The sequence below is a fragment of the Exiguobacterium sp. s130 genome, assembly GCF_018619055.1.
Taxonomy (GTDB): domain Bacteria; phylum Bacillota; class Bacilli; order Exiguobacteriales; family Exiguobacteriaceae; genus Exiguobacterium_A.
The window spans coordinates 247,411-271,775 of record NZ_JACSNI010000004.1; the positions used below are offsets into that span (position 1 = coordinate 247,411).

Genomic DNA, 24,365 nt, shown 5'->3' on the forward strand with positions numbered 1-24,365 from the left:
CAACTGCATTTTAAAATTTTATCGTTATTGTGTAAATGTAATGTAATTATTCGAGCGAGGAGAGATGGTTTTGACAGAAGAGACACTTATGCCTACTTTACATGCCGAGGTCACCTACTTGGAATTAGCCGGAACGACGTTTCGTTTCGAAGCACGTTTAAGCGGGTTGACTGATTTTTTGCGCGCTGAACAAACATTATTTGAAAATCCTATATCGCATCAAACTGATTCCGAGGAACCGATCGACGACTATATTCAGTCTGAACCTGCTGAAGTATCGGTACCGCTCGAACGTGCCATCGTTTTTCGTAACAAACGAAATAAACGGACATTCATTTGCCGTTTTCCGTTTGAAGGAGACTGGACGGAAGAGCCCTTTACAGGCGAATTAAATTTGAACCACATTACACCGACGGGTCGTCCGTTGCCGATGGGTTATTTTGATGCCTTCTTCGCCATCGTGCAAGGAAAGACGATCTTACATGAAGCGCCTTTTGGTGATACACGTTCACTTATCCCTGTCGCTTACCGCGTTGATACGAAACATAGTAACGCGTTGATCTTACTTGAGTACGAACTTGTCGTGCAGTATTCGCAATACAGCAACTCTTTAGGTTTCCATTCCCTGAAAAAAGGCGAAACGAAACGTCTAATTCAAGTCATTAACCGGTATAAAAAATGGAAGAAGAACATGAAAAAGCGGGCGTTCAAGTTCCGTCGTTTTACGTTCAAGGCGATTTATAACGTTACGAAATGGACCCAACCGATCCAAGAGAATAAAGTCATCCTCGCTTCCGACTCACGGAGCGATATTAGTGGTAACTTCGCCTATATCTTGGATGAAGTCGAGCGTCGCAATCTCGATCTCGATGTGAAGACGTTCTTCAAACCGAATCTACAGTCTCGCCGTGATTGGCGTGATAAGTTTGCGCTGCCATATCACTTAGCGACAGCAAAGACGATTCTTGTCGATGATTTCTATCCGATGATCTATCCGTTAAATATTCGTAAAGGCAGTGACCTCGTTCAAGTCTGGCATGCCGTTGGCGCCTTCAAGACGTTCGGTTACAGTCGCCTCGGAAAACCAGGTGGTCCAAGTGCGAACTCGCTCAGTCACCGGAACTACACGAAAGCGATCGTTAGCTCTCATAATGTCGCCCGTCATTACGCAGAAGGTTTTGGTTTACGGGAAGACCAAGTTATCGCGACCGGTATTCCTCGGACGGATATGTTCTTCGATCAACCGTTCATCGAGGAAGCGAAAGCACGTATTTATGAGGAATATCCAATCTTCAAACAAAAGAAAGTCATCATGTTTGCTCCGACATTCCGAGGAAATGGTGCAAAGAGTGCCTATTATGATTTTGATCAGCTGGATCTCGATGCGTTGTATGAAGCACTTCATGAGGAGTATGTCTTTGTCCTAAAACTCCACCCGTTCATCCGTCGTCGGATAGAGATTCCTGAAGTCTATGCCGACTTCTTCCTTGATTTGACGGATCATCGTGAAATCAATGAATTGCTGTTCGTCTCAGACATTTTAATCACGGATTACTCATCGACGTGCTTCGAGTTCTCTCTATTGAATCGACCTATGTTGTTCTTCGCGTACGATCTTGAAGACTATATCTCGAAACGTGATTTTTACTATGATTTTGAGGAATTCGTACCTGGTCCGATCGTCAAGACATCAGAAGAGTTGATTGAGCGAATTAAAAATCAAGACTTCGAAATGCACAACGTCAAAGCATTCGCGGAGTACTTCTTCGAGCATCAGGACGGGAAATCGAGTGCCCGGTTCGTCGATCAAATTTTGCTTGGTGAAAAAAAATGACTACTGCTATCAAACCAGTGACCGCTCCTATGTACGATCATTGGCTTGGAAACTATAAAGTGCTACTCATTTTCACGGTTGTCTTTGGTCACTTGATCGAGACGTTCCGTGACTTACCAGGAAATGATGTCGTCAAGATGGCGTATAACGTCATTTACCTGTTGCATATGCCAGCCTTCATCTTCATGAGTGGCTATTTCTTTAAACAAGCGCGACCACAACGAATCATCGCGTTCGTCGTTCTCTATTTTCTCTGGCAGTCGATTCACGAAATTTATTTATCTTACACGCAGGATGACTCCTTACGGGAAATGCTCGATGGATTACTTCATCCACTCGTTCCGAACTGGACGCTTTGGTATTTAATCGGCATTATCATTTGGCAGACCGTCACACCGGCTTTTCTAGCGATGCGTTTTCCGCTGATCGTCAGTGTCTTATTCGCCTTATTGATCAACGCCAATCCAGATTCGATCACGAACTTCCTATCATTACAAAAAGTCGTCAGCTTTTATCCGTTCTTCTTGATGGGGTATCTCGTCAAGGAGCATGGCTGGTTAACTGACGTCGGCTGGCGAAAACAGATGACAGCACCGATCGGGCGGTTGACCGGACTGATCGTCTCACTCTTGATTGCCGTCTTCATGATTCTCTGGACAAAAAACGGGTTTGACACGGTCTGGCTCTTTTACCGCGATACGTATGGTGAATTCGAAGTCCCACTTCTCAAGGGAGTAGCAATCCAACTGTTTCTTTACGCCATCAGCGCCATCATGATCTTCTCCGTTCTCCTGCTCGTACCGCATCGGTCGTTCGGTGAACGGTTTGACCAGATCGGAATTCAGACGCTCGCGATCTATTTGATCCACTCGTTCATCGTTCGTTTGTTCCGAGATTCGGTTCCACCAGCCATTACGGAGTCACCACTGTTATTGATTGGACATTCTTTCTTACTCGCTACCGGATTCGTCTGGTTGCTGTCGAGTCGACCCATCGTGACGATTTTCCGACCGTTGCTGTCACCGAACGTCAAATGGTTATTCAAAAAAGAGCAATAAGTTTGAATTGGCTCTATCCTTCTTGAAGGATAGAGTCTTTTTCAAATCATCGACTCGTCTACGTTGACAGACGCTTTAGCTTGAATCTAAGATAATGAAAGTGAAACAAATAACCGCTTACAAAAAGCGAGTCGAAAGAAGGGGTCCCCTTGCACGCGGATCAACGAAAAAAATTAACGGTCCTCATGATCAATATGTTTATTGCGGTCGGGAGCTTCGGGATCATCATTCCGATTCTACCCGCTTACTTAGCGTCGATTGGACAAGGTGGGACGGCGGCTGGATTAATGATTGCCATCTTTGCCGGAGCACAGCTCGTCATGTCACCGATTGCTGGTAAATGGGCAGATCAATATGGTCGTCGTAAGATGATCATCTATGGATTGGTCGGCTTAACGCTCTCGATGTTTGTCTTCTATTTCTCAAACTCTGTCACGGTCCTCTACATCTCGCGCGCAATCGGCGGTGCCGGTGCCGCACTCCTGATTCCAGCGATTTTTGCTTACGTTGCGGACATCACGACGATGGATCAACGTGCAAAAGGAAACAGCTACGTCTCAGCTGCGATGTCACTCGGGATCGTCATCGGTCCAGGAATCGGTGGATTCCTTGCCGAGTATGACTTAAAATTGCCATTGCTCATCTCAGCGATCGTCTCGGGTGCAGCCGTCTTATTCAGCGTCTTGTTACTTCAAGAAAGCGAACAACACGATGCAACAGCGATGGCACCAGATGAAGGATCGATGCTTAAGAAACTGGGGACATCGTTTAAAAAACCGTACTTCGTACCGCTCGTCATTACACTCGTCATGAGCTTTGGTCTCATGGCATACGAATCGGTACTCGGTCTGTTCGTTGATGATCAATTCGGTGCTTCACCGAAGGACATCGCGATCATGGTGACGTCAACTGGAATCATCAGCGTCATTGCTCAAATCTTCATCGTCGATAAGTTATCCCGTAATTTAGGCGAAGGAAAGGTCCTGAACCTGTTCCTGTTCATCGCAGCACTCGGCTTCCTGTTGTCATTATTGACATCAAGTTACGGTGGATTCTTTGCGATCACTCTCGTCATCTTCCTTGCGACATCGATTTTACGTCCCGTCTTGAATACGATGATTTCAAAGCTCGCTGGTAATGAGCAAGGCTTTGCTATGGGAATGAACAACGCCTACATGAGTATCGGGAACGTGCTCGGACCGACGCTTGCCGGTGTACTGTATGACGTCAACATTTTCTATCCATTCGCACTTGGTCTGATCTTCCTTGTCGTGACGTTCATCGGATCATTCATCTGGCAAAAACGTCAAGCACGATTAATTGCCAAGGTCGAACAGAGTTCTTAAATGAATCAAAAATAGCCTCGATTACTCTATCCTATCAGACAGAGTAATCGAGGCTATTTCATTTATCCCTATTCATTCGTCATACGAATTGTTCCTCTGTTACTGACACGAGCAGTTTCGCAACGATTTCTGTTAACAAGAAGACGAAGACGACTCCTGTAAAATCCAGCGTCAACCATGGCATCAGACCGCAGCCGATCAAAAACGTCCCAATCATTAATGGACGATATGACGAAAAGGATGGTCGCTTCGGACGGATACTTAAAAGGATGCTCACAATACCAAGCATGATAAGCCATATCAATGAAATATCATAGAAAAAGTGATCAACTAGTAAAAATAGACCAATCGGATACAGCGGAATCCACCAACGGTTCATCCTTATGCCTCCCGTTTTCTTTTCAGTATCGCATGGTTTGAATCGATTCCCTTTATTTTGAAATGACTTATCCGTACTGCTTTTGATGCGCACGTTTGAGTTCAAGGTATTCTTCGTCCGCCCGAATCAAATCCCATTTTTCTTGGAAGATGGCCGCGGATTTTGCTTTTTCTTCGTCGATTTCGCGTGTGTGTAATTCTTTGGTCTCTTTATCTTTATATTTGCGCCCACCCTTGTAGTTCGCGTAACGTCGCGCGCGCGTATGTCCCATCTGAATGAACTTCCGCGCCATATCCATGCCGACGAAGTCCCCGTCTTCTTTATAAGCTAAATACATCTCATAAATTTTCTCAGACGATTCCTTCGCGATATCCGGCGTCTTAAAACGCCAATGCGGCAAAATCTCACTTTTGTAAGGTTCGACGAGTAAGACCCCTTGCTCCCCGCGTCCAATCCGGTACTTTTCCGGCTCCTTACGAAAATCCGTCGTCTTGAAATCGAGATCGTAATCAAACGCCATCCCGGTCACGCTCCCTTCTACTTTGAAACGTTCCCTTCCTGTCCGTTCATCAATCCTCGATCCGGTAGAGTCCTTGCGTATAAATCGTCGCTAAGACGTGTGCGATCTCTTCGATCGTCGCTGTCGCCTCTTCGCGGACGACTTCGAATAAATACATCTCATTCGCAAAGAACCAACCACGGGCGACGAGTTTCGAGTCGACATCCTGCCGCGCAAGTCCTGTCTCCTGCGCATACTGGATATCCTGACTGATCCGATCAATGAAGCGTTCTCGAATCGCTTTCCATTTCGCACGGACGATGTAAGAGACGCCGATTGCTTGCTCGACGATCCGTAGCATCGCTCGTTCTTCTTCCGCGAGACGTAAGAAATCCGTAGCTTGCGTCACGATACGTTCCTTTGCCTCTAGCGACGTCGTCGGTTCAAATGTTCGTTCCGCGATCGCATGGAAACGACTCATGACATCTTCCATCAGGACGACGAGCAACTCATCTTTCCCTTCAAAATGCACGTAGGCTGTTCCGTAGCCGACGCCAGCTTGTTTGATCACTTGTGAAATCGTTGACGTTTGAAACCCTTGTTCTAAGAAGACGTCACGTGCCGCACTCAACAGTTTTTTGCGTGTCCGCACTGTGCGCAGATGCCGTTTATCGATTTTTTCTGGTTGAGAAGATGACATGTCCTTCACTCCTTTTGTTTTCTCTATTCGATAATATTGACACAATGTCAATTTGTTTGCTACGCTTTTGTCAAAATTGATTGAGTATTCATTTGAGGAGGATGACGTATGACACTGCAAGCAAAACGGACCGATGCCGTTGCTCGGGACGAGCAAGATGTATTGTCCACCTATCGTGATGAGTTTTATCTGCAACCGGGTAGTATCTATATGGACGGAAACTCGCTCGGTTTATTATCGAAGCGTGCCGAGAAGACGTTGCTCGAGTCGCTATCAGACTGGAAAGAGCTCGGGATCGATGGCTGGATGAAAGGACGTCATCCTTGGTTCGAATTATCAGAACGTCTCGCTGTCCTCAACGCTCCGCTTGTCGGCGCACAAGCGGAAGAAGTCATGGTCACCGGTTCGACGACCGTCAATCTACATCAACTCGTCGCGACATTTTTCCAACCAACAGAAGGACGAGATAAGATTTTAGCGGATGCGCTGACGTTCCCGTCGGACATCTATGCTTTACAAAGTCAGCTTCGTTTACGCGGACTGGATCCAGAGACACATCTCGTCCAAGTACCAAGTCATGATGGTCGCTTTTTAGATGAGGACGATATCATTGCCGCGATGACAGACGATATCGCTTTGATTGTCTTGCCTGCCGTGCTGTACCGAAGCGGACAGATTCTCGATATGGAGCGTTTAACGAAAGCGGCACACGACCGCGGTATCTTGATTGGTTTTGATGGCTGTCATTCCGTCGGAGCCGTTCCGCACGCTTTCCATGACTGGGGCGTCGACTTTGCTTACTGGTGTAATTACAAGCACTTGAACGGCGGCCCTGGAACAGTCGGTGGATTATTCGTCCACGAACGTCATTTCGGAACGTTGCCCGGGCTGACGGGCTGGTTCGGTTCGCGCAAGGATAAACAGTTTGACATGGATCACACGATGACACCGGCCGCGCACGCAGGCGCTTTCCAGATTGGAACACCACACGTCTTAAGTCTCGCCCCACAAATCGGTGCGTTAGAGATGTTTGACGAAGTCGGTATTGAAGCCGTCCGAACGAAGTCCCTTGCGCTGACGCAGTACATGATGGACCTTGTCGAGCAGGAACTCATACCGTACGGTTTCGTCATCGGAAATCCAATCGACGATAAACGCCGTGGGGCGCATCTCAGCCTCGAGCATCCGGAAGCGGCACGGATCTGTAAAGCACTCAAGGAAAACCGGATCATCCCCGATTTCCGGGCACCGAACATTGTCCGTCTAGCACCCGTCGCGCTCTACAACACGTTTACCGATGTCTATGACGTCGTCGCGACACTTAAACGAATCATGGAAGATAAAGAATACGAACGTTTCGCGAATGAACGCGAAGTCGTTGCTTAAGGAGTACACCATGGAACAACCTACTGAACTACGGCGTGAACTCAAGACACGCCAACTCACGATGATTGCAATGGGCTGCGCGATCGGTACCGGTCTCTTCCTCGGAAGTGGGCTTGCGATCGGGCTTGCTGGACCGAGCGTTTTGATCAGTTACGCAGTCGGCGCCTTCATCGTCCTACTTTTAATGGGCTGTCTGGCTGAAATGACGGTCGCCCATCCGACATCTGGCTCGTTCGGTACGATTGCCGAACGATACATTAGTCCGTACGCGGGATTTCTCGTCCGCTATTCGTACTGGATCGCAAACGTTCTCGCAATCGGCGTTGAAGTTAGTGCGATCGCCATCTATATGAAATACTGGTTCCCGGACGTTCCCGGGGTCGTCTGGATTCTCATGTTCGCTGCCGCGTTGATTTACATTAATGCTACGACAGTCAATACGTTCGCAACCTTCGAGTACTGGTTCTCGGTCATTAAGATTAGTGCCATCTTACTGTTCATCCTGCTTGGTGCTTACTTGGTCATCGGTAGTCCGAGCCCTGAGATCGGTCCACAAAACTTCACGAATGATGGTGGCTTCATGCCATTCGGCTTCTCGGGTCTCTGGATTGCGATCTTCATCTCCCTGTTCAGTTTCCTCGGAACGGAATTGATTGCTGTCACTGCCGGTGAAGCAAAGGACCCGGACGTTGCCGTACCGAAAGCATTGAAAGCGACAGTCTTCCGTCTCTCGACGTTTTATGTCGTCACGATTGCTTTAATGTTGATGATTGTCCCGTGGCAACAAGCAGGCGGCGTCGATCAAAGTCCGTTCGTCAAAGTAATGGAGATGCTATCGATTCCATATGCAGGCGGTATCATGAACTTCATCATCCTGACGGCAGCGCTCTCCGCGATGAACAGTCAGCTGTATGCTTCGACACGGATGATGTATTCATTATCCAAGGCAACATATGCGCCAAAAGTATTTGGTCGTTTAAATCGAAAAGGTGTACCGCTCTTCGCACTCGCCTTATCAACGCTCGGCATTTTTCTCGCAGCGATCATCAGCAGTCAGTCGAGCGTCTCTTATCCGTTCATGATGGGGATTTCGATGTTCGGGGCGATTTTCACGTGGTTCATGATTTTCATCTCCCACCTCTACTTCCGTAAAGCCTGGGAACGTGAAGGTGGACGGACGTTACCGGTTCGGATGATGGGCTATCCGTATCTGACGGCCCTCGGTGCATTGTTGTTATTCGCACTCGTCCTGACGACATGGTTCACAGATTTCCAAATCGTCTTGAAGTTTGGTGTACCGTGGTTAGTGTTCTTATCGATCGCCTATTTCTTCTGGAAACGGGCGCATCCAGAACAACTGAAGACTGCTGAAAAACGAAAACTGAATTAACTCGATAAAGGGGATGAATGGGAATGACAAAGACAGATCCTACGTCTATTGAAGCATCGATTCAAACGGATTTTAAGAAAGATATGTCCTACGGGGATTATTTGCAACTGGATCCATTGCTTACGAGTCAACATCGCTTATCGGGGCATCATGACGAGATGCTGTTCATCATCATTCATCAAACGAGCGAGCTATGGATGAAGCTGATCCTGCATGAGATGCGTGCAGCGACGCAAGCCGTTGCAAACGATGATCTCGAATCATCGTTTAAGATGCTCGCACGGATTTCAAAGATTCAGCACCAGTTGATTCAGTCGTGGAATGTCTTGTCGACCTTGACCCCTGCCGAATATCTGGAATTCCGTGATGCGCTTGGTCACTCGTCCGGTTTCCAATCGTATCAAAACCGCCAAATCGAATTCGCGCTCGGCTTCAAGAATGAGCAAATGCTAAAAGTCTATGCGCATGACGAAACCCTCTATCCGATGATGCTGGAAGATCTGAAGACACCAAGCATCTACGACGAAACGATTCGCGCGATGGCGCGCCATGGGCTACCGATCGACGAATCCGTCCTTGAGCGTGATGTCACGCAAGACTGGACGCCGAATGCAAGTGTCGAAGCAGCTTGGGCAAGCGTCTATCGTGATGTCGATCGGTACTGGGATTTGTATGAACTCGGTGAAAAACTACTTGATATCGGGAGCCAACAACAGATGTGGCGCTTTAACCACATGAGTACCGTCGAACGGATCATCGGACAAAAGCCAGGAACGGGCGGTTCTTCTGGCGTCAGTTATCTACGACGTGTGCTTGACCACCGCTTCTTCCCGGAACTGTGGTCAGTCCGCACGACATTATGAGGAGGATGAAGCGATGACACGATGGATTGATGTTTCACAACCACTTGATCGCCACGTCACGACGTGGCCGGGGGATACACCGTTTGAAGCAACATTGACATGGAATAAGGCAGACACCGGTTCCGTTAACGTCGGCAAAGTTACGATGAGTCTGCATACCGGCACTCATGTCGACGCGCCGTTTCATTTTGACGATGCTGGACAAAAAATCATCGACCTTGATCCGGATCTCTACATCGGACATGCGCGTGTCATTTACTTACCAGGTCGTACAGAAATCACAGCCGCTGATTTAGATGGCTTTGAGCTAAATGACGTTCAGCGCTTGATCATCAAAACGGATGGTTGGATCGACAAATCAACTTTCCCGGAAACGATTCCCGTCTTGACGCCAAGTCTTGCTGAACGTCTCGGAGAACTCGGGATTTCGCTGATTGGTCTTGACTTACCAAGCGTCGATGCGATTGATAGCAAGGAAATGGCAGCCCATCACGCACTGGCACAGCATGGAGTCCATATCCTCGAAGGACTCGTCCTCGATGCGATCACGCCTGGTGATTATCACTTGAATGCCGTCCCGCTCCCGCTCGTCGACGGCGATGGTAGTCCCGTTCGCGCCTTACTTCGTCCATACTAAAAAATCCGTCCAGCAGGCTCTCTGCTGGACGGATTTTTTACTTATGTAGCGGTTCGAATAAACTGGCTTCGATCTGACGAATGACATGTCCGAGAACTGCAAGTGACGAATCGACCTCAAATCCTTGGTCTAGTGAATGATTCGCTCCTTCGATAACATCGATCATTAATTGTGATGTCCGACACGTTTCAAGTGCTGCCTCATCATAAAACTTATCGGCCGTGCCAATGACGATCAGTCCAGCTTGCGTAGATGTGGCGATTTGTTCAACCACTTCATTTAGGACAGGTGTTAAGAAGACGAAGCGCGCTGTCTGTAGACTCGGCTTAGCAAGTAACGCGGCAAGCGGAATCGTTCCTAACGATTTTGCGATAAACTGAACGTTCTCGTATGGATGCGTCGCCAGCACTTCTGAGACGACAGCGTCAACCCGGCGCGTCATGCAGGCATTTGAATCAGCGTCTGACATCAAAAATAGATCTTCTGTCACATAGTGAATGCAGATGACATCGATGCCTCGCGCGAGTAATGCCATTCGAGTGTAGTAAAAGTATGGATGGTCGTATACGTACGATGCTCCCGAGATCAAGAAGCAGACCTGTTTGGATCCCATTTGAAAATGATCATATGAGACGGTCGTCTGATCGACGACGATGGATGATTGTTTGATATGCATGAAACCCCTCCACGTTTTTTCTAGACTTTACCATTTCAGAGGTGGACTGTCATGTCTTTTTGACTCTTTCTTATTTGAAGAAGTAGTGCGATGTAAGAAACCATCCGCGTATATCATCCTCTCTTTCCACAGGCGGGAGATAAGCCGCGACAACTCGCATTTCTTGCGATCTGCCGGGTCTTATCTATCCCTGACGAAAGCTACTTTGTTGCTTTCTTTTCCTGTAGGAGTCGAGGATGAATCTGCTTCTTCTCCTATTTAACAAAAAAGGTCGCTTTCCGATTTTTCATTCGGAAAACGACCCTCTGTTCGTCAAACATTTGTTGATTACCCTCTATCTTTTACTACTTATTAGCCAATCGGAGCAAACACCGACTGTTCGACTTGTTTTAACTCATAAAACGCCCCTTGTCGTGTCATCAATTCGGCATACGTTCCGACTTCGATGACTTGTCCTTGATCCATGACGATGATTTGATCCATCGCTTCAAGACCCGCTAAGCGGTGGCTGACGAGGACAAGTGTCGCATCCGTTGCTCGCGCAAACAGTCGCTTGAGAATCATCTGTTCCGTCAAAGCATCAACGGATGACGTCGGTTCGTCAAGCAAGTAAAGTGATGCTTCTCGCAAGAGTACGCGGGCAATCGCTAGCCGCTGTTTTTCTCCTCCGGATAAGTTCTCTCCTTTTTCAAACACACGATCACTCAACTCGAATGTCGTTAATCCGACATCATCGAGTGCTTGTCGCATTGCTTCGTCCGTCGCTGCTTCGTTTGCGAGAAGTAGATTATCACGAAGTGTTCCATAAAAGTAGTGATTTTGTTGCAAGACGACATTCGCGTGCTGCCAGAGTCCTTCCGGATCAACCGTCTGACTGTCCTGTCCAGCAATCGTTAATCCGTCCGTCGGATACATCCGTAACATCAATTGAAGTAACGTTGATTTCCCGGAACCACTCGCTCCGACGATTGCCGTCTTCTTACCAGCCGGAATCGAAACAGTGACGTCACGTAAGACTGGACGGGGTGCATCAGGAAACGTAAACGTCAGCGCATTCGTTTCAAAGGACGGTACCTGATCGAGGACGAACGGAGCGTACGTCGGCTCCTCTTGCTCGGTCACGACTTCATCAAGTCGTTTCGCAGCATGCCGGCTGTCTTCAAAAAAGCCGGGTAAGATCGCCATCGGTGCCGCATTTTCAAAGACGGTCAGCGATGTCATGACGAGTAAAGCGAGGAAAACTCCCTCGAGTTGTCCGCTTGCGACGAGATATGCACCCACACCGAGGACAAGCCAAGAGATGATCAACGTCACCATCGTATTCAAGGCCAGGTTCGAGACAGCGTGTAAACCATTACGTTTCTCTTCCTCGACATACCGTTTCGCGACGGCATTCAAGTCCTGTTCCTTTTGGTCGAGCTGTTGGTAAATCTTCAAATCACGATAGCCTTGGAATAACTCTGTCACTTCTGTCGACAAGTCACCACGTCGGACACGGACTGAACGGGCGAAGCGTTGTTCACGGTACGCGAACCATCCCGGAATCAAGAAACCGGTCAAAATTAAACCAAGCAACAGAATCCCGGCAATCGTCCATGAGAAGAAACTGACGAAAAAGATCGTACAGAAGAAAACGAGCAGTAACACGATCGGCGGATAGAGGACACGTAAGAACGTATTTTGCAGACTCTCGACATCCCCGACGATCCGCGCAAGTAAATCCCCACTGCGGTACTTACCAAAAATCCCTGGCGCAAGCGGCTCGAGACGACGGTAAAATGACGTTCGCAAGTCACTAAGGATCGTAAACGTCGCCCGGTGCGAATAGTAACGTTCCGCATACCGACTGACGGCGCGCGTCAGACTCGACACTTTTTGCAGGGCGATCAAGACAGCGAGTGTCTGGATCGGTGGCAACAAGGCTGCCTTTGAAATCAGGTAACCACTTGCTGCGAATAAACCGACCGCTGTCACACCGGCGAGGACACCGAAGAAGATCGACCAGGCGATATCGCGTTTTTGATGCACCATCAACCGAAAGACTCCTAATAATTCCTTCATCGTGTTTCCTCCCCTCTCTGGACGCTACGCATCCGCGCATATTCCGAATCGCGACCAAGCAATTCATCGTGAGTGCCACGATCGACGATTCGTCCGCCGTCGAGAACGACGATTTGATCCGATCGTTCAATCGTATGCAAACGGTGCGCGACAGTGATGACGGTTGCCGATTGTCCGAGTTGCTCAATCGCGTGTTGGAGCAGTCGCTCCGTTTTGACATCAAGTCCAGTCGTCGGTTCATCAAAGACGACGACGTTCGGTCGTTTCAAGAACGCTCGTGCTAACGCAACACGCTGTTTTTCGCCACCCGATAGACCACGTCCACCTTCTCCGATCACCGTGTCGATCCCTTCAGGCAACGTCGCAATCAACTCCTCGAGCCCTGCCGCCTGCGCCGCTTCGAAAATCTCTTCCGGCGTCGCTTGACGAAGCTCACCAATCGCGATGTTTTCTGCCAGTGTTCCGGCATACAGATACGGATGTTGAGAAATGTAGCTCAACTGACGGAACCAGCTTGTTTCCTCCACCTGACCGCGCTCGGTCCCGTCGAGTAGAATCCGTCCTTCTTGTGGATCCGCGAGTCCGGCAATCAACTGCAAGACGGTCGATTTACCGGCCCCACTGCGACCGATCAATGCTACCTTTTGATACGGCTCAATCGTAAGCCCGATATCTTGTAAGGCAAAACGTCCTTCTTGGTACGTAAAGCCGACTTCATCCAAGACGATTCGTGGTGGACGATTGGTCGTGAGTTCCGATTGACCGAATGCAACAGGACGATCATCTGCCGTCAGTTCGGCTGCGATCTGTTTCGCTGCTGCCACACTACCGCGTCCCGTATGGAAAGCAGCCCCCATCTCTTTTAAGGCAAGATAGTATTCTGGTGCCAACACGAGCATCAAGAACGCTGGGATAAAGGTGATGCTTTGAAACAGAATCAAACGCAGACTGACTTCAAGTGCAATCATTCCCATGCTGAGCATCGAGATGAACTCAAGCATCAATGACGACAAGAAGGCGAGCTTCAAGACCGTTAATGTCGCATCTCGGAAATCGAGACTGCTTTTTTCGATGACGTCACGCTGTCGTTTCGCGCGACCGAATAACTTCAAGGTTATCAGTCCTTGTAACGTATCGAGGAACGTTCCTGAGAATGCCGTCATCTTCTCGAGTTGAGCATCGGCCCGCTTTTGCGTCATGATGCCGATGATGATGTAAAACAACGGAATGAACGGCGCCGTGATCATCATGACAAGACCCGTGATCCAGTCATAGCTGAATGCCGCAATCAAGACCATCAATGGAACGATTGTCGTCTGGACGACTTTCGGCAAATATTGACTATAGTAGCTGTCCATCTCGTCTACTGCATCGAGCAAGACACTGACCTTCTGTCCCGCTTGCCCTTGTAGCATCATCTCGACTGAGCGACTCGTATATTTCGCAACGAGTGCTTCCCGAAGCGCCTGCTTCATGTGTGCCGATAACGTCGTACCAAGACGACCGTTCCAATACGTCACGGCGACTCGGAGCAACAGCATCCCGAGAACGACGAGCAGTAAAGGAATAACGGCTTCAAACGGTTGTTCTTTTAGGAAAATGCGATCGACCGTCAACACGATGCCGTATGACTGACCGACGACCGCGACCCCCATCAGGAAAGCCGCGATGATGAATTGAATGAGAATACTGCGTGGAATCTGGACGATTCCTTTTAATGGATTCATATACAAACGTCCTTTCACGAAGTGTGAACGACTTTTAGTGAATATTTTCACATATCGTACATTTAGTATATCTAATCTGGAACGGGGATGCCATGCAGATGCTGTCGAAAAGGTGTGACGGTTTTGTGAGAGCATAAAACTCGACAATCCTTTCGAATGAAACTATTATGGATAGATATTATCCACGTTTAACGAAAGGAGTCTTTCTATGCAAATGAAAACCGGGGTCGAGCAATCCGTCTACGCGATGTTGCTTTTGACCTTCCTTCCAGATCGCGCTGTGTTGCCCGGTGAATTCATCAGCCAGCAACTCGGTGCTTCACCGACCTATTTCCAAAAGCTCTTACGAAAACTCGTTCAGGCGGATCTGTTGTATTCCGTACCGGGTGTCAAAGGGGGCTTTCGCTTGCGACGTCCGGCAGACGAAATTCAAATCTTCGATGTCTATCAAGCCATTGAGGGCAAACAGACATTGTACGCGTCAAGTGGTGTCTTTGAAGATTTGATGGGGATTCAGGAACAGGAGATCGGTCTGCTCTCGAATCTGATGACAGAGGCAGAAGATGCGTGGCAATCGACGTTGAAGCGCGAATCAATCGGCTCGATCCGTCAAGCAATTGACGCCTCCTGTCCACCAGAACATTTAGAACGGTTGCATGCGTTAATCACAGACCGGATGATGACACTTTAATGAACAGAAAGAAGTTTTTACTATGGTATTGAATCGTTATTTCGACTTATTCGACGCGTCACGCACAGATGAACAAGCTTTTGAGGATCTCGTTTCCTTATTCACGACAGACATCACGTTCGTCCTGAACGGACAACCAAAGTACGGCATCGACGCCTGGAAACAATTCGTCCGTCATGTGTTTACAACGAATCAAGACATTAAGCACATGTACGCCGGCTGGGAAGAAACAACACCCGGAACATATGAAACACGCTGGGCAGTTTGCGGAAAACGGGCAGACGGTAGTGTCTTCACGCAAGACGGAAAAGATATCGCACGTCTCGATGAAAACGGACGGATCGCTTACCTGGAAAACGTTCCAGATGATCCGACGATGTTCCGTTCATAAGATGGCTTTTAAATAACGAAGAGGCTGACTCGAAAGTCAGTCTTTACAAAGATAAGGGTGGCAGAATAATAAACTGCTATCCTTATCTCGTAACAAAAAGAATGACGCGTCACACGCCACTCCTACAGGAACAAGCGCATTTATGCGCTGTCAGAGACGAACAAGACCCGCTTTCCTGCTTCAACAAAGCAGGAAAACTGGCTTGTGTCTCGCCTGAGGAAAGGGCGTGAAAAGACGCGTCATTCTTTTTTTAAGTCAGCCTCTTTTGGTATTTAGCGCTTCAGTACGAGTCGTTTCAACAAATAGCCCGTGATGACAAGTAATGACGCAATGGCGAAATAGACCATGTAGATCAACAAGTCCGGTGCAAATCTTGACACGATGTACGTCAATACGACGACAGCCGTATACAGCAACAAAAATAGACTGATGTGCTTCAACTTCGACACTCCCCTTTGAATCCTTCTCTCTTCTTTACGGAAACGATTGGAAAATGTTTCAAAAGGTATGTCTTTACTTCGTTTTATAGATTCTTCGCTTTGAATGTGTCTCCACCTTCGATCGTGCCGTTATCAAAGCCTTTTTGGAACCAACGTTCCCGTTGCGCCGATGTGCCGTGGGTGAAACTTTCCGGTACGACATATCCTTGTCCTTTCTCTTGTAACGTATCGTCCCCAACAGCATTCGCTGCCGTCAACGCTTCTTCGAGATCGCCTTCTTCGAGCAAGTTTTCGCCTTGCGCGTGATGCGCCCAGACGCCGGCATAATAATCTGCCTGTAGCTCGAATCGAACGAGGTACTTGTTGAACTTCTCCTCACTCATTTGCTTTCGAAGTGGCATGATCTCATCCGATTTTCCGAGTAACGTCTGGACATGATGCCCGACTTCATGCGCAATGACATACGCCATCGCAAAATCGCCCGGTGCTCCGTATTTCGTCTGCAGTTCATCATAAAAGCTTAAATCAATGTATAATTTCTGATCACCGGGACAGTAAAAGGGACCGACGGACTTCCCTGCTTGTCCGCAAGCCGAACTAACTTGATCCGTATACAAGACGAGTGTCGGTTTTTTATAGGTCTTACCATCTTCTTTAAATTCTTTTGTCCAGACTCGTTCCGTATCGGCCAAGACGACGGAGACGAAGTCCGCTGCTTCTTTTTCCTGCGCTGTTTCCTCATACGTCGTATTTTGCTGATCCCCACCGGTTAAGTCTCCGAGTAGTTCAGTTGGATTCCCACCCATCAAAGTGATGACGATCAGCAGGATGATTCCGACACCACCGCCGATACCGGCGATTCCTTTTCCACCCATTCCTCGCCGGTCCTCGACGTTTGAACTTCGTTCTCTTCCCTTCCATTTCATGTGTTTTCCTCCTACCCGTTTCGTTATTGTTCTTTACCCAAAAGCTTTTATACGTAACGCTTCAGCACATCATAGATGAAACAGAAGTCATTTGATTTGAAGGATTTTCTAGGAATATCCTTCTACTGTAGAGAAGATTAGTAGCAGAACCGATCTTTCGGATCCAATTTTTTCTACACAAAGGAGGTACGACATGAAGCCTCATCTACTTTTTTTATCTTGGCGTGATGCTCGACATCCACAAGCTGGAGAAGCTGAAACTTTTATTCATGAAATGTTGCGGCGTGTCAGTACTACCTACCGAGTTACCCATTTGTCCGTCTCATTCAAGGGCGGATCACCGACGGAGTATCGAGATGGTATCACTTACCTCCGTTATGGTACGACAGCTTCTCTTATTCCATATGCACTTTATTATTACTGGTCTTATGCTAAAACGATTGATTTAGTTCTGGATCATTTGAATGGGTTTCATTTCTTCACACCATTTTATGTTCCACGTCATAAACGAACTTTATTTCTTTATCAATTGATTCGTGAACGTTGGTCGACGACGCTTGTGTTTCCTTTTTCAAAGCTTGGCGAATGGACAGAGACTCGACGGTTAAGCTGGTATAAAGATAGTCATGCCTTGACTATCAGCCCCTCTGTTGTAGATGAACTGCAAAGTGCTGGTTTTACTAACAGTCATATCACGATGTTGCCGCCAGGACTTTCTTTTTCCCCATGGTCTGAACAGGAATGGGAGTTAAAAGAACATGTTCCAACCTTTCTATATATCAATCGTCGGAACGAAAAAGAACTTCAAGATATTGTAGAGTCATTCCTCATGGTCCAACGTGAGTTTCCTGAGACACGCCTCTGGCTGATTGGTATCCGTAACAGCTCTCATCTTTTGCAATACCTTACACTTCCCCTTCCTAAAGAAGTGAAGGATGCTATCACATATTACGATTCAGTCACTGAAACAGAAACGCGTCGCATGATGAGTCGTGCCACCGCTCTCCTCTTCCCTTCCATACGCGAAAGCGTGGGTTTTCCTATAATTGAAGCGGCGGCAGTCGGAACACCATCCATCGTATATGATGCTCCTGGTGTCCGAGACGCCGTTCAGTACGGCATGACAGGCTACATGGCTAAAAACAAAACACCTGGTGCACTCGCTGCAGAAATGCGAGCTTGTTTCCGAGATCCAGAGGAGTACGAAGCCATTCGCATCTCCGCTCATCATTTTGCACGGGCAATGGATTGGCAACAGACTGATCTCAAATTTCAAGAATGGCTGAGACGAGTACTTCTTGACACAAAATAAAGGGAAACTTCAAACGGTCTGACTTCTCCCAACAAGTAGAGAGAAGCCAGACCGTTTAAGTCAATCTTCATACTTTTATTCTGTTCGAGGTTTTGGAGGATGTGTTCTGGATCAACACGTTTCGTATAATCGGACGGTACTTCTGCGAAACGAATCACACCATTCGTATCAATGATAAACGTCGCCGGTTTCGGTAACTGCCAATCCTCATTTCCGTTGTGCTTCGCTACATCAAGTCCTGATGCTTTGTAAATCTCAATCAAATAATCTGGCAAATCGAACACTGAATCAAATTGACGGGATACATATAAATCAACCTCACTTAAGACAGGGAAACTTAACTCATTCTTGTTTGCCGTTCGCTCAGCAAAATCAGGTGTCTCCGGACTAATTGCAATAACAGTCGCTCCCTGAGCGCGGATTCGATCGATTTCTCGTTCGTACGCGCGAAGCTCGAGATTGCAGTACGGACACCAGCCACCCGGTAGAACGTTAAGATAACAGGACCTTGCTCGAGTAATGTCTCGATTGCGACTGGCTCTCCAGATACATCGGGTAATGTAAAATATGGGATTGTGTCACCGACACCTAAACCTTGTGCGATTCCAGAAGCAACCAGTTCAGCTGTCGCTTCCGCCATCAACCGTTGTTTCTCAGCAGGTGCCTTTTGTCGGAATTTCGATTGATACTGTTTGATTTCTTCGAGTAGTCGTGTCATATGTTCTCCCCCTTCATTGCTGTATGGAATAGCAAGGAGCTTACTCGTTTGTCTCTTCTGAAGACTCTTCCGCCTTCTTTCGGAATCGTTTGACGAATTCCATTAGTTGTTCCGGCGTTAGTTCGAGCTTATTCTCATAGACATATTTCGTTCCATATCCAAGTGCAAGGGTGGCGGTCGAAGCGACTCCCGCTGCAATGACGGCTCCATATCCAGGAACCAGTTTTGCTATTTGTCGGAAAGCCGTTTTTCCGGAGTTTCCGACGATCGTCACGACAAGCAACTCTTTGGCACTCTCCTTGGATAACTGTCGTTCGTACAGATTCGATAACTTGAGCATCAAGCCGATTTGAATTGAGGTCAACGGAATGATATCAGCTCCTGGAAACGGGACAGCACCGATCGCACCAGCAGCTGTTCCGGCACCCACGATCCAATTGTTGGCGATCTTTCCGCGAACGGTCGGATCCATCTGGCGAACGAACACATTATCCTTGTCGAACTTTTTTAAGATATCGAGGACCTCCCGACGGAGCCGATCAATATTCGTTCCTTCTCGTGCTGATACGGGAATGATTTTTGGTCCTGGTAGTTTTTCTGCAATATGGCGGACGATCGTGTCGACATCATCCGTCGCATCCATCTTCGTGACAACGATCAAGACATTTTGGTTATGTTGATAGATTTTCCGGAAATTTTTCGTCTCTGTCTCAGATAAGACAGTACCTGCCGCATTTAAAAAATAGAGGATGACATCGGCACTTTGATAATACGTCCATGTCGCTTCCGAGTTCTGTGTATTGGCATCATTTAGTCCCGGTGTATCGACGAAGATGACTTTATCTTCCGGATGTTGCCTTACTTGATCGATGCGGACCGTTTCACCCGGGCGCGCCCCGACCGTCGCGACTTCACGACCAAGAATTGCGTTCAAGGTCGAGGATTTTCCCGCATTGACGTCTCCGATCAGGGCAACTGTCACGTCCTGCTCCAACGATTGATTAAAATCCCTTCGCTCCGATTCAAACGACTGATCAAAGATTTCCTCCAGTTTGCGTTTCCGCTTTTGTTGATTGGTCTCAAGTCCCTCACCAAAAAAATCATCCATCGTGATCCCTCCCCTTCTTTTGCTGTCTGTCTTTTCCCGTTATCCCTTGCTTTCAACACAAAGAAGGCAAGGGAACATTGCGTCCACTTGCCGAATTTTAGAGATATGTGCTGCGTCGCTCGAGCAATACCGTATCGCGCCATCTGCCTCCGAGCCGACCAAGTCTCTCCCGGCGACCAACTTCGCGAAAATTAAAACGTTCATGAAGGCGCAGACTCGCATGATTTTCCGGAAAGACTTGCGATTGCAGGGTCCAGATGCCTGCTGCTTCACTTGTTGCAATGACGTCTTCCATCAAGCGAGTGCCGACCCCTTTACCGCGTGCTTCTTCTGCAATATAGAGACTGATTTCAGCGACACCAGCGTATGCTGGAATCGAAGAAAATGGACTTAACGCAACCCAGCCGAGCAGTTGCTCGCCTTCGATTGCAACGAGTCGACTGTGTTCGTGGTGATGCTTCGTCCATTCTTCGTACGGTAATGCTTCCGTGCGAAACGTCGCGTTCTCCGTCTTTATTCCTTGTTCGTAGATCCGAACGACTTCTGGGTAATCTTCCGCTGTCATTTGACGTACTTCCATTTCATCAGACTCCTTTGTTGCTCACATGCTTATTCTAGTTCGACAGCATGTCAGGAGTCTCCTGTTTAATCGACGATGAACGGAATCGGCTTCAAGTCGATTGGTGTGTTCGTCATGATATTCGAGTAACCTGTCTCCAGATAAAATTCGTCAATGGATGCCATTTGTGAAGCTGATAACGTAAACGTTGCTCGGAATTGCTTTTGGTTCGCATCTCGTACCGTGATGTGTGGTTTGATTTCACGCCCATCCGGGGGTTCGTTTCCTTGAATCAAGAACATGCTTCTCACTGCATCCAATTTAATGTTTGATAACATTTCGACTGCATTCGTTTCAAAATCGACGATTACTTGAGAGTCTGTAATCTTAATGTTTTGTGTCGTCATTTTTAACGGATGTGTTGGATTCTGCTCCGCGTAAGGTAACGATGTCGTCAATGGAATAAACGTTGTTTTAGGTGTAATGCTTAATTGAGGATGCAATGTGTATGCCCCACTCGGAATCACATAGTTGCCTAGACTAAGCCGTGACGTATCGGTTCGCTCGGATGAAGTATTCGTATGGCTTACTAAGGCTGTACTTTCTGACCAATTGTGAATAACTTCTTTCCCGCTATCATCAAATAAGGAAAATCCGATTTGGTAATCATATGCCTTCGGATAAACCGCCGTATAATCAAACGTCGTACTTGCCTGTCCTTTTGTCATCTGTTTCAATGTGACATCGACTGCATAATCAGGATTCTTCACCGTCGTATTAAACGTCTGTTCAATCGCTTGCAATCGTTTGACCGGAACCTCGAATTGCCAGTTTCCGTCTAGACCAAACATTTCCGAAATCACGAGTGGCACCTGCATGGAATCACTTAATTTCTGTAAGCCGACATCATATTCGATTCGTGCTTTCCATACCTTACCGTCCTGTTTGAAATGTGCCAGTTCTTGATTTTCAGTACCTTCGAATCGTTTATCCCCTTTGAACACTTCATAAAAAGCAGCTCGTTTCGTTTCGTTGACGTCTGGTACACCAGTTGCCGTCAGGTTCATCCCAATCGTCGTACCATCATAGTAGGCGTCGACGACCTTGATCGTAATGCCTTGATCGGTTACCGTCTGATCAATTGCTGTTGCAAGTTGTTTCTTCTCGATTTCCGTGCCGACTGTGCCCTGTTCTATAAAGGGACGATACAATCCACCAATCAATGGCACATGCGACATCGCGGAAGCAAACGGTGGAACGATGAACGTCGTCACGAATAGCGAGGCGGCAAGACCCGCAATGGCAACGTACTGTTTCCGACGAGGACGTCGTTGTTTTCTTTCCGCTACGCCTTGCGTAATCCCTTGACGAATCCGGTCTTGTAAGGCGTCCGTTGGGACAGGAATTTTTTCATAGTCATTTCGTAGATCGTGCTGTGCCATAATCCATTCCTCCTAACTGTATTTTCAATTCTTCGCGTCCTCGCTTTAAATACGTCTTGACCGTATTGAGGGTAATGCCGATGAAAGTTGCGATCTCTTTCATCGGAATATCATGAAAATAGAAAAGAACTAAGACATCCCGGTATTCTTTTCGCAGATGCGATAACGCGTGCACGAGATCGAGGTGTTCGTCTCGCGATCGGTCTTCCTGTACCGGAACATGAAGTAAGATATCATCTGTTGGTTGTTGTTTTTCCAACGCGCGGTAACAATTACGGATGAGAATTTTCGTGATCCACGTCACGAAATGTTTCGGTTCCTTCACTTGTTCGATCGAGATGAACGCTTTATAAACTGTCTCTTGTACGACGTCTAAGGCATCGTGTTCGTTCTTCACATAAAGATATGCTGTTCGGTAGAGTTGTTCGCTATGTAGGAGCACCAATTGCTCGAACGCCGCTTCATCGTGCTTCATCGCACGGCGGACGAGTGTCGTGTGCTCGTTTCGTAAGTCCATCGTGTTCCCTCCCTTTACTTATTAGAGCATGATAAACCGAGAAAAGTTTCAAAAAATATCCAAAAGAAAAGGACTCTTGTGTTTCAAGAGTCCCTCCATACTTCAAATGTCTAATCGTACTGCCATTTCCCGACCGAATCGATCCCCGTGGTCGATGAAGCCAAGACTCGCATACAGACAGTGTGCCGCCTGATTGTCTGGTCGGTAACCGACGACGATTCGTTTTGCTGCAGGTAACATTCGCATCTCTTTAATCAGGGCTTGCATCGCTAATCGCCCGAAGGACAAGGCTTGGTTCGAACTTCGCTTGCGCGATCGAATAGACGTTCGCTTCCATGAAGTCCTGCTGTTCTGCTGTCAGCGTCAGTTCACAACAAGCTTCCCAATTTTCTGCTGTTACCGGTACAAGTTGAATCATGTTCATTTCCCCTTTTAATTAGACAGGAGTTGCCTCCAGCGTCTGTTGATCACATCGTTGCACGGTGATCGCCCCCTTTCCTTCTCTCTCCTATCGGTTGGTTTAATTCATTGTTGAAGGACTGCTGCGTTTTCAAGCACCGCAGGTAGTTCGGCTAACGACGTAATCGTAACCGTCGGCTTGATATCCGTCGCTGATTTTCCGTCTGGATTAAACCAACATGTTGCGATACCGGCTTCGTTCCCACCTGCGATATCAGCTGACAAGGAATCTCCGACGATGATCGTTCGCACCGGGTCGAATTGCGGAATCCGCGCAAACACATGATTGAAGAAGCCTGCCATCGGCTTTTGGAAACCTGTCTCCTCTGAAACGAAAATCGCTTTAAAGAAGTGCGTTAATCCGGCGCCATCAAGTCGCGCGCGTTGCGTCTTTGATATCCCGTTCGTGACAACGTACATCTCGACGTTCCCTTCTAGTTGCTCTAACAGGGCAGTCGCACCCGGAATCAATTCCGTCCCTTGCGCGAGGTATCCGCGATACGTTTCGTCAACTTCTCGTCCGTTGACTTCTCGTCCTTCTTCCGCAAAGAACGTCACGAATCGCGAGTGAATGACTTCCTCCCGTGTCACTTCACCCCGTTCGAGTGCTCTCCAGAGTGCGTGATTGATTTCCTTGTAGCGCGCTTCTCGCTCAGTCGTCCACGTTAGATCTTGTTGCTCAAGCAGACGTCTAAAGGCAATCCGTTCCGTCGCTTCAAAATCAAGTAGTGTATGGTCAATATCGAATAATACTGTTTTATAAAACATATTCACGCACCCTTTCGTACATGTTGTACAGTCGTTGTTTTGCCGCCTAGTTGAAATAACAGAACTCCGCCACCAATCAATAGGACACCGAGTGCTTTCGTCCACGTAAACGGAACGGTCTGTAAACCGAACCAACCGAGCGTATCCCACAGCAAGGCAAACAGGATTTGTGATACCATGACGATCGAAATCGCTCGACTCGGTCCGAGTTGTTGAACGCCTTGCGTCACACAGAGGACGACACCGACACCGATGATCCCACTGAACCAAAACCAAGTTTGCGCCTGTTCGAGTGCAAACAATTGTGACCCTTCGACGATCAAACCAATCATCAGTGAAGCGAGGAACCCGAGTCCAAGGACTAGCGTCGTCGTCGCCCAAGCACCGACATGTTCTTTGACTTTTGCGTTAAACGTATTTTGAATACAAACGAGCATACCCCCACAAAGGGCAAGGATGATTCCCGTAACCATGTTGC

27 protein-coding genes are annotated in these 24,365 nt (G+C 47.7%); 10 read left to right on the forward strand and 17 right to left on the reverse strand.

Annotation, left to right across the window (positions count from 1 at the left end; genetic code table 11):
• Positions 1 to 88: 88 nt before the first annotated feature.
• From HZS85_RS12300 to HZS85_RS12310, 3 genes are all read left to right on the forward strand, one after another.
• A complete protein-coding gene (locus tag HZS85_RS12300) occupies positions 89 to 1,834 on the forward strand; it encodes a CDP-glycerol glycerophosphotransferase family protein (protein WP_214856285.1) in 1,746 nt (581 codons plus the stop codon).
• Entirely contained in the window at positions 1,831 to 2,892 is a 1,062-nt protein-coding gene (locus HZS85_RS12305; RefSeq protein WP_214856287.1) for an acyltransferase family protein, read from the forward strand. Before HZS85_RS12300 ends, HZS85_RS12305 begins: the two co-directional genes overlap by 4 nt.
• Before the next feature lie 149 nt (positions 2,893 to 3,041).
• Positions 3,042 to 4,238, forward strand: a complete 1,197-nt coding sequence (locus tag HZS85_RS12310; protein WP_214856288.1) for an MFS transporter — start codon at positions 3,042 to 3,044, stop codon at positions 4,236 to 4,238.
• A 79-nt stretch (positions 4,239 to 4,317) separates the two neighbouring features.
• Here the strand turns inward: HZS85_RS12310 and HZS85_RS12315 are convergent, their stop codons facing one another.
• From HZS85_RS12315 to HZS85_RS12325, 3 genes are all read right to left on the reverse strand, one after another.
• Positions 4,318 to 4,617, reverse strand: a complete 300-nt coding sequence (locus HZS85_RS12315; protein WP_214856289.1) for a hypothetical protein — start codon at positions 4,615 to 4,617, stop codon at positions 4,318 to 4,320.
• 67 nt (positions 4,618 to 4,684) lie between these two features.
• Positions 4,685 to 5,137, reverse strand: coding sequence for a DUF4385 domain-containing protein (locus HZS85_RS12320; RefSeq protein WP_214856290.1), 453 nt, complete (start codon positions 5,135 to 5,137; stop codon positions 4,685 to 4,687).
• Positions 5,138 to 5,186: 49 nt separating this feature from the next.
• Positions 5,187 to 5,816, reverse strand: a complete 630-nt coding sequence (locus HZS85_RS12325) for a TetR/AcrR family transcriptional regulator (protein WP_214856291.1) — start codon at positions 5,814 to 5,816, stop codon at positions 5,187 to 5,189.
• A gap of 108 nt (positions 5,817 to 5,924) precedes the next feature.
• Here HZS85_RS12325 and kynU point away from each other — a divergent pair, with 108 nt between their 5' ends.
• Genes kynU through kynB form a run of 4 tightly spaced genes read left to right on the forward strand, consistent with a single transcriptional unit; the run spans position 5,925 to position 10,092 of the window.
• Positions 5,925 to 7,202 carry a kynureninase gene (gene kynU / locus HZS85_RS12330; protein ID WP_214856292.1) on the forward strand — a complete coding sequence of 426 codons (1,278 nt, stop codon included), beginning with the start codon at positions 5,925 to 5,927 and terminating at the stop codon, positions 7,200 to 7,202.
• A gap of 10 nt (positions 7,203 to 7,212) precedes the next feature.
• Entirely contained in the window at positions 7,213 to 8,592 is a 1,380-nt protein-coding gene (locus HZS85_RS12335) for an amino acid permease (RefSeq protein ID WP_251137972.1), read from the forward strand.
• 23 nt (positions 8,593 to 8,615) lie between these two features.
• The gene (kynA, locus tag HZS85_RS12340; protein ID WP_214856295.1) at positions 8,616 to 9,455 is read left to right on the forward strand and encodes a tryptophan 2,3-dioxygenase; all 840 of its coding nucleotides are present in this window, start codon (positions 8,616 to 8,618) and stop codon (positions 9,453 to 9,455) included.
• Between the two features lie 13 nt (positions 9,456 to 9,468).
• Positions 9,469 to 10,092, forward strand: coding sequence for an arylformamidase (gene kynB / locus HZS85_RS12345; RefSeq protein ID WP_029343146.1), 624 nt, complete (start codon positions 9,469 to 9,471; stop codon positions 10,090 to 10,092).
• 37 nt (positions 10,093 to 10,129) lie between these two features.
• Here kynB and HZS85_RS12350 read toward each other — a convergent pair whose 3' ends face one another.
• The 3 genes from HZS85_RS12350 to cydD all read right to left on the reverse strand — a co-directional run bounded on the left by HZS85_RS12350 (position 10,130) and on the right by cydD (position 14,556).
• Positions 10,130 to 10,768 carry a cyclase gene (locus HZS85_RS12350; RefSeq protein ID WP_214856297.1) on the reverse strand — a complete coding sequence of 213 codons (639 nt, stop codon included), beginning with the start codon at positions 10,766 to 10,768 and terminating at the stop codon, positions 10,130 to 10,132.
• 351 nt (positions 10,769 to 11,119) lie between these two features.
• Positions 11,120 to 12,829 (reverse strand): thiol reductant ABC exporter subunit CydC, encoded by a 1,710-nt coding sequence (gene cydC / locus HZS85_RS12355; protein WP_214856299.1) that lies wholly within the window; start codon positions 12,827 to 12,829, stop codon positions 11,120 to 11,122.
• Positions 12,826 to 14,556 (reverse strand): thiol reductant ABC exporter subunit CydD, encoded by a 1,731-nt coding sequence (cydD, locus tag HZS85_RS12360; RefSeq protein ID WP_214856301.1) that lies wholly within the window; start codon positions 14,554 to 14,556, stop codon positions 12,826 to 12,828. Before cydD ends, cydC begins: the two co-directional genes overlap by 4 nt.
• A 208-nt stretch (positions 14,557 to 14,764) precedes the next feature.
• Between cydD and HZS85_RS12365 the strand changes: the two genes are divergently transcribed.
• Positions 14,765 to 15,247, forward strand: coding sequence for an Rrf2 family transcriptional regulator (locus HZS85_RS12365; protein WP_029343142.1), 483 nt, complete (start codon positions 14,765 to 14,767; stop codon positions 15,245 to 15,247).
• A gap of 22 nt (positions 15,248 to 15,269) precedes the next feature.
• Positions 15,270 to 15,638 carry a nuclear transport factor 2 family protein gene (locus tag HZS85_RS12370; RefSeq protein ID WP_214856303.1) on the forward strand — a complete coding sequence of 123 codons (369 nt, stop codon included), beginning with the start codon at positions 15,270 to 15,272 and terminating at the stop codon, positions 15,636 to 15,638.
• A 272-nt stretch (positions 15,639 to 15,910) separates the two neighbouring features.
• On the opposite strand, the gene HZS85_RS12375 is transcribed toward HZS85_RS12370, so the two are convergent.
• Positions 15,911 to 16,078: a hypothetical protein gene (locus HZS85_RS12375; protein ID WP_214856305.1), complete on the reverse strand. Its 168-nt coding sequence runs from the start codon at positions 16,076 to 16,078 to the stop codon at positions 15,911 to 15,913.
• A gap of 83 nt (positions 16,079 to 16,161) precedes the next feature.
• On the reverse strand, positions 16,162 to 17,004 hold the full coding sequence (ypfJ, locus tag HZS85_RS12380; RefSeq protein WP_056064528.1) for a KPN_02809 family neutral zinc metallopeptidase: 843 nt from the start codon (positions 17,002 to 17,004) through the stop codon (positions 16,162 to 16,164).
• 193 nt (positions 17,005 to 17,197) lie between these two features.
• On the opposite strand from ypfJ, the gene HZS85_RS12385 reads away from it, so the two are divergent.
• Positions 17,198 to 18,316 carry a glycosyltransferase family 4 protein gene (locus HZS85_RS12385; RefSeq protein ID WP_214856307.1) on the forward strand — a complete coding sequence of 373 codons (1,119 nt, stop codon included), beginning with the start codon at positions 17,198 to 17,200 and terminating at the stop codon, positions 18,314 to 18,316.
• Here HZS85_RS12385 and HZS85_RS12390 read toward each other — a convergent pair.
• The 9 genes from HZS85_RS12390 to HZS85_RS12425 all read right to left on the reverse strand — a co-directional run bounded on the left by HZS85_RS12390 (position 18,277) and on the right by HZS85_RS12425 (position 24,360).
• Positions 18,277 to 18,885: a peroxiredoxin-like family protein gene (locus HZS85_RS12390; RefSeq protein WP_312067295.1), complete on the reverse strand. Its 609-nt coding sequence runs from the start codon at positions 18,883 to 18,885 to the stop codon at positions 18,277 to 18,279. The genes HZS85_RS12385 and HZS85_RS12390 overlap by 40 nt on opposite strands.
• Before the next feature lie 189 nt (positions 18,886 to 19,074).
• Positions 19,075 to 20,142 (reverse strand): YcjF family protein, encoded by a 1,068-nt coding sequence (locus HZS85_RS12395; RefSeq protein WP_214856309.1) that lies wholly within the window; start codon positions 20,140 to 20,142, stop codon positions 19,075 to 19,077.
• Between the two features lie 97 nt (positions 20,143 to 20,239).
• Positions 20,240 to 20,722: a GNAT family N-acetyltransferase gene (locus tag HZS85_RS12400; protein WP_214856310.1), complete on the reverse strand. Its 483-nt coding sequence runs from the start codon at positions 20,720 to 20,722 to the stop codon at positions 20,240 to 20,242.
• A gap of 65 nt (positions 20,723 to 20,787) precedes the next feature.
• Positions 20,788 to 22,143, reverse strand: coding sequence for a DUF4179 domain-containing protein (locus tag HZS85_RS12405; protein WP_214856312.1), 1,356 nt, complete (start codon positions 22,141 to 22,143; stop codon positions 20,788 to 20,790).
• Positions 22,118 to 22,660: a sigma-70 family RNA polymerase sigma factor gene (locus HZS85_RS12410; RefSeq protein ID WP_214856314.1), complete on the reverse strand. Its 543-nt coding sequence runs from the start codon at positions 22,658 to 22,660 to the stop codon at positions 22,118 to 22,120. The genes HZS85_RS12405 and HZS85_RS12410 overlap by 26 nt, the downstream gene beginning before the upstream one ends.
• A 102-nt stretch (positions 22,661 to 22,762) precedes the next feature.
• On the reverse strand, positions 22,763 to 22,927 hold the full coding sequence (locus tag HZS85_RS17020) for an N-acetyltransferase (protein WP_396197216.1): 165 nt from the start codon (positions 22,925 to 22,927) through the stop codon (positions 22,763 to 22,765).
• Positions 22,911 to 23,078 (reverse strand): hypothetical protein, encoded by a 168-nt coding sequence (locus HZS85_RS17025; RefSeq protein ID WP_313291154.1) that lies wholly within the window; start codon positions 23,076 to 23,078, stop codon positions 22,911 to 22,913. Before HZS85_RS17025 ends, HZS85_RS17020 begins: the two co-directional genes overlap by 17 nt.
• A gap of 107 nt (positions 23,079 to 23,185) precedes the next feature.
• Entirely contained in the window at positions 23,186 to 23,887 is a 702-nt protein-coding gene (locus tag HZS85_RS12420) for a YjjG family noncanonical pyrimidine nucleotidase (RefSeq protein WP_214856316.1), read from the reverse strand.
• Positions 23,888 to 23,889: 2 nt separating this feature from the next.
• Positions 23,890 to 24,360, reverse strand: a complete 471-nt coding sequence (locus HZS85_RS12425) for a DMT family transporter (RefSeq protein WP_214856318.1) — start codon at positions 24,358 to 24,360, stop codon at positions 23,890 to 23,892.
• Positions 24,361 to 24,365: the final 5 nt, after the last annotated feature.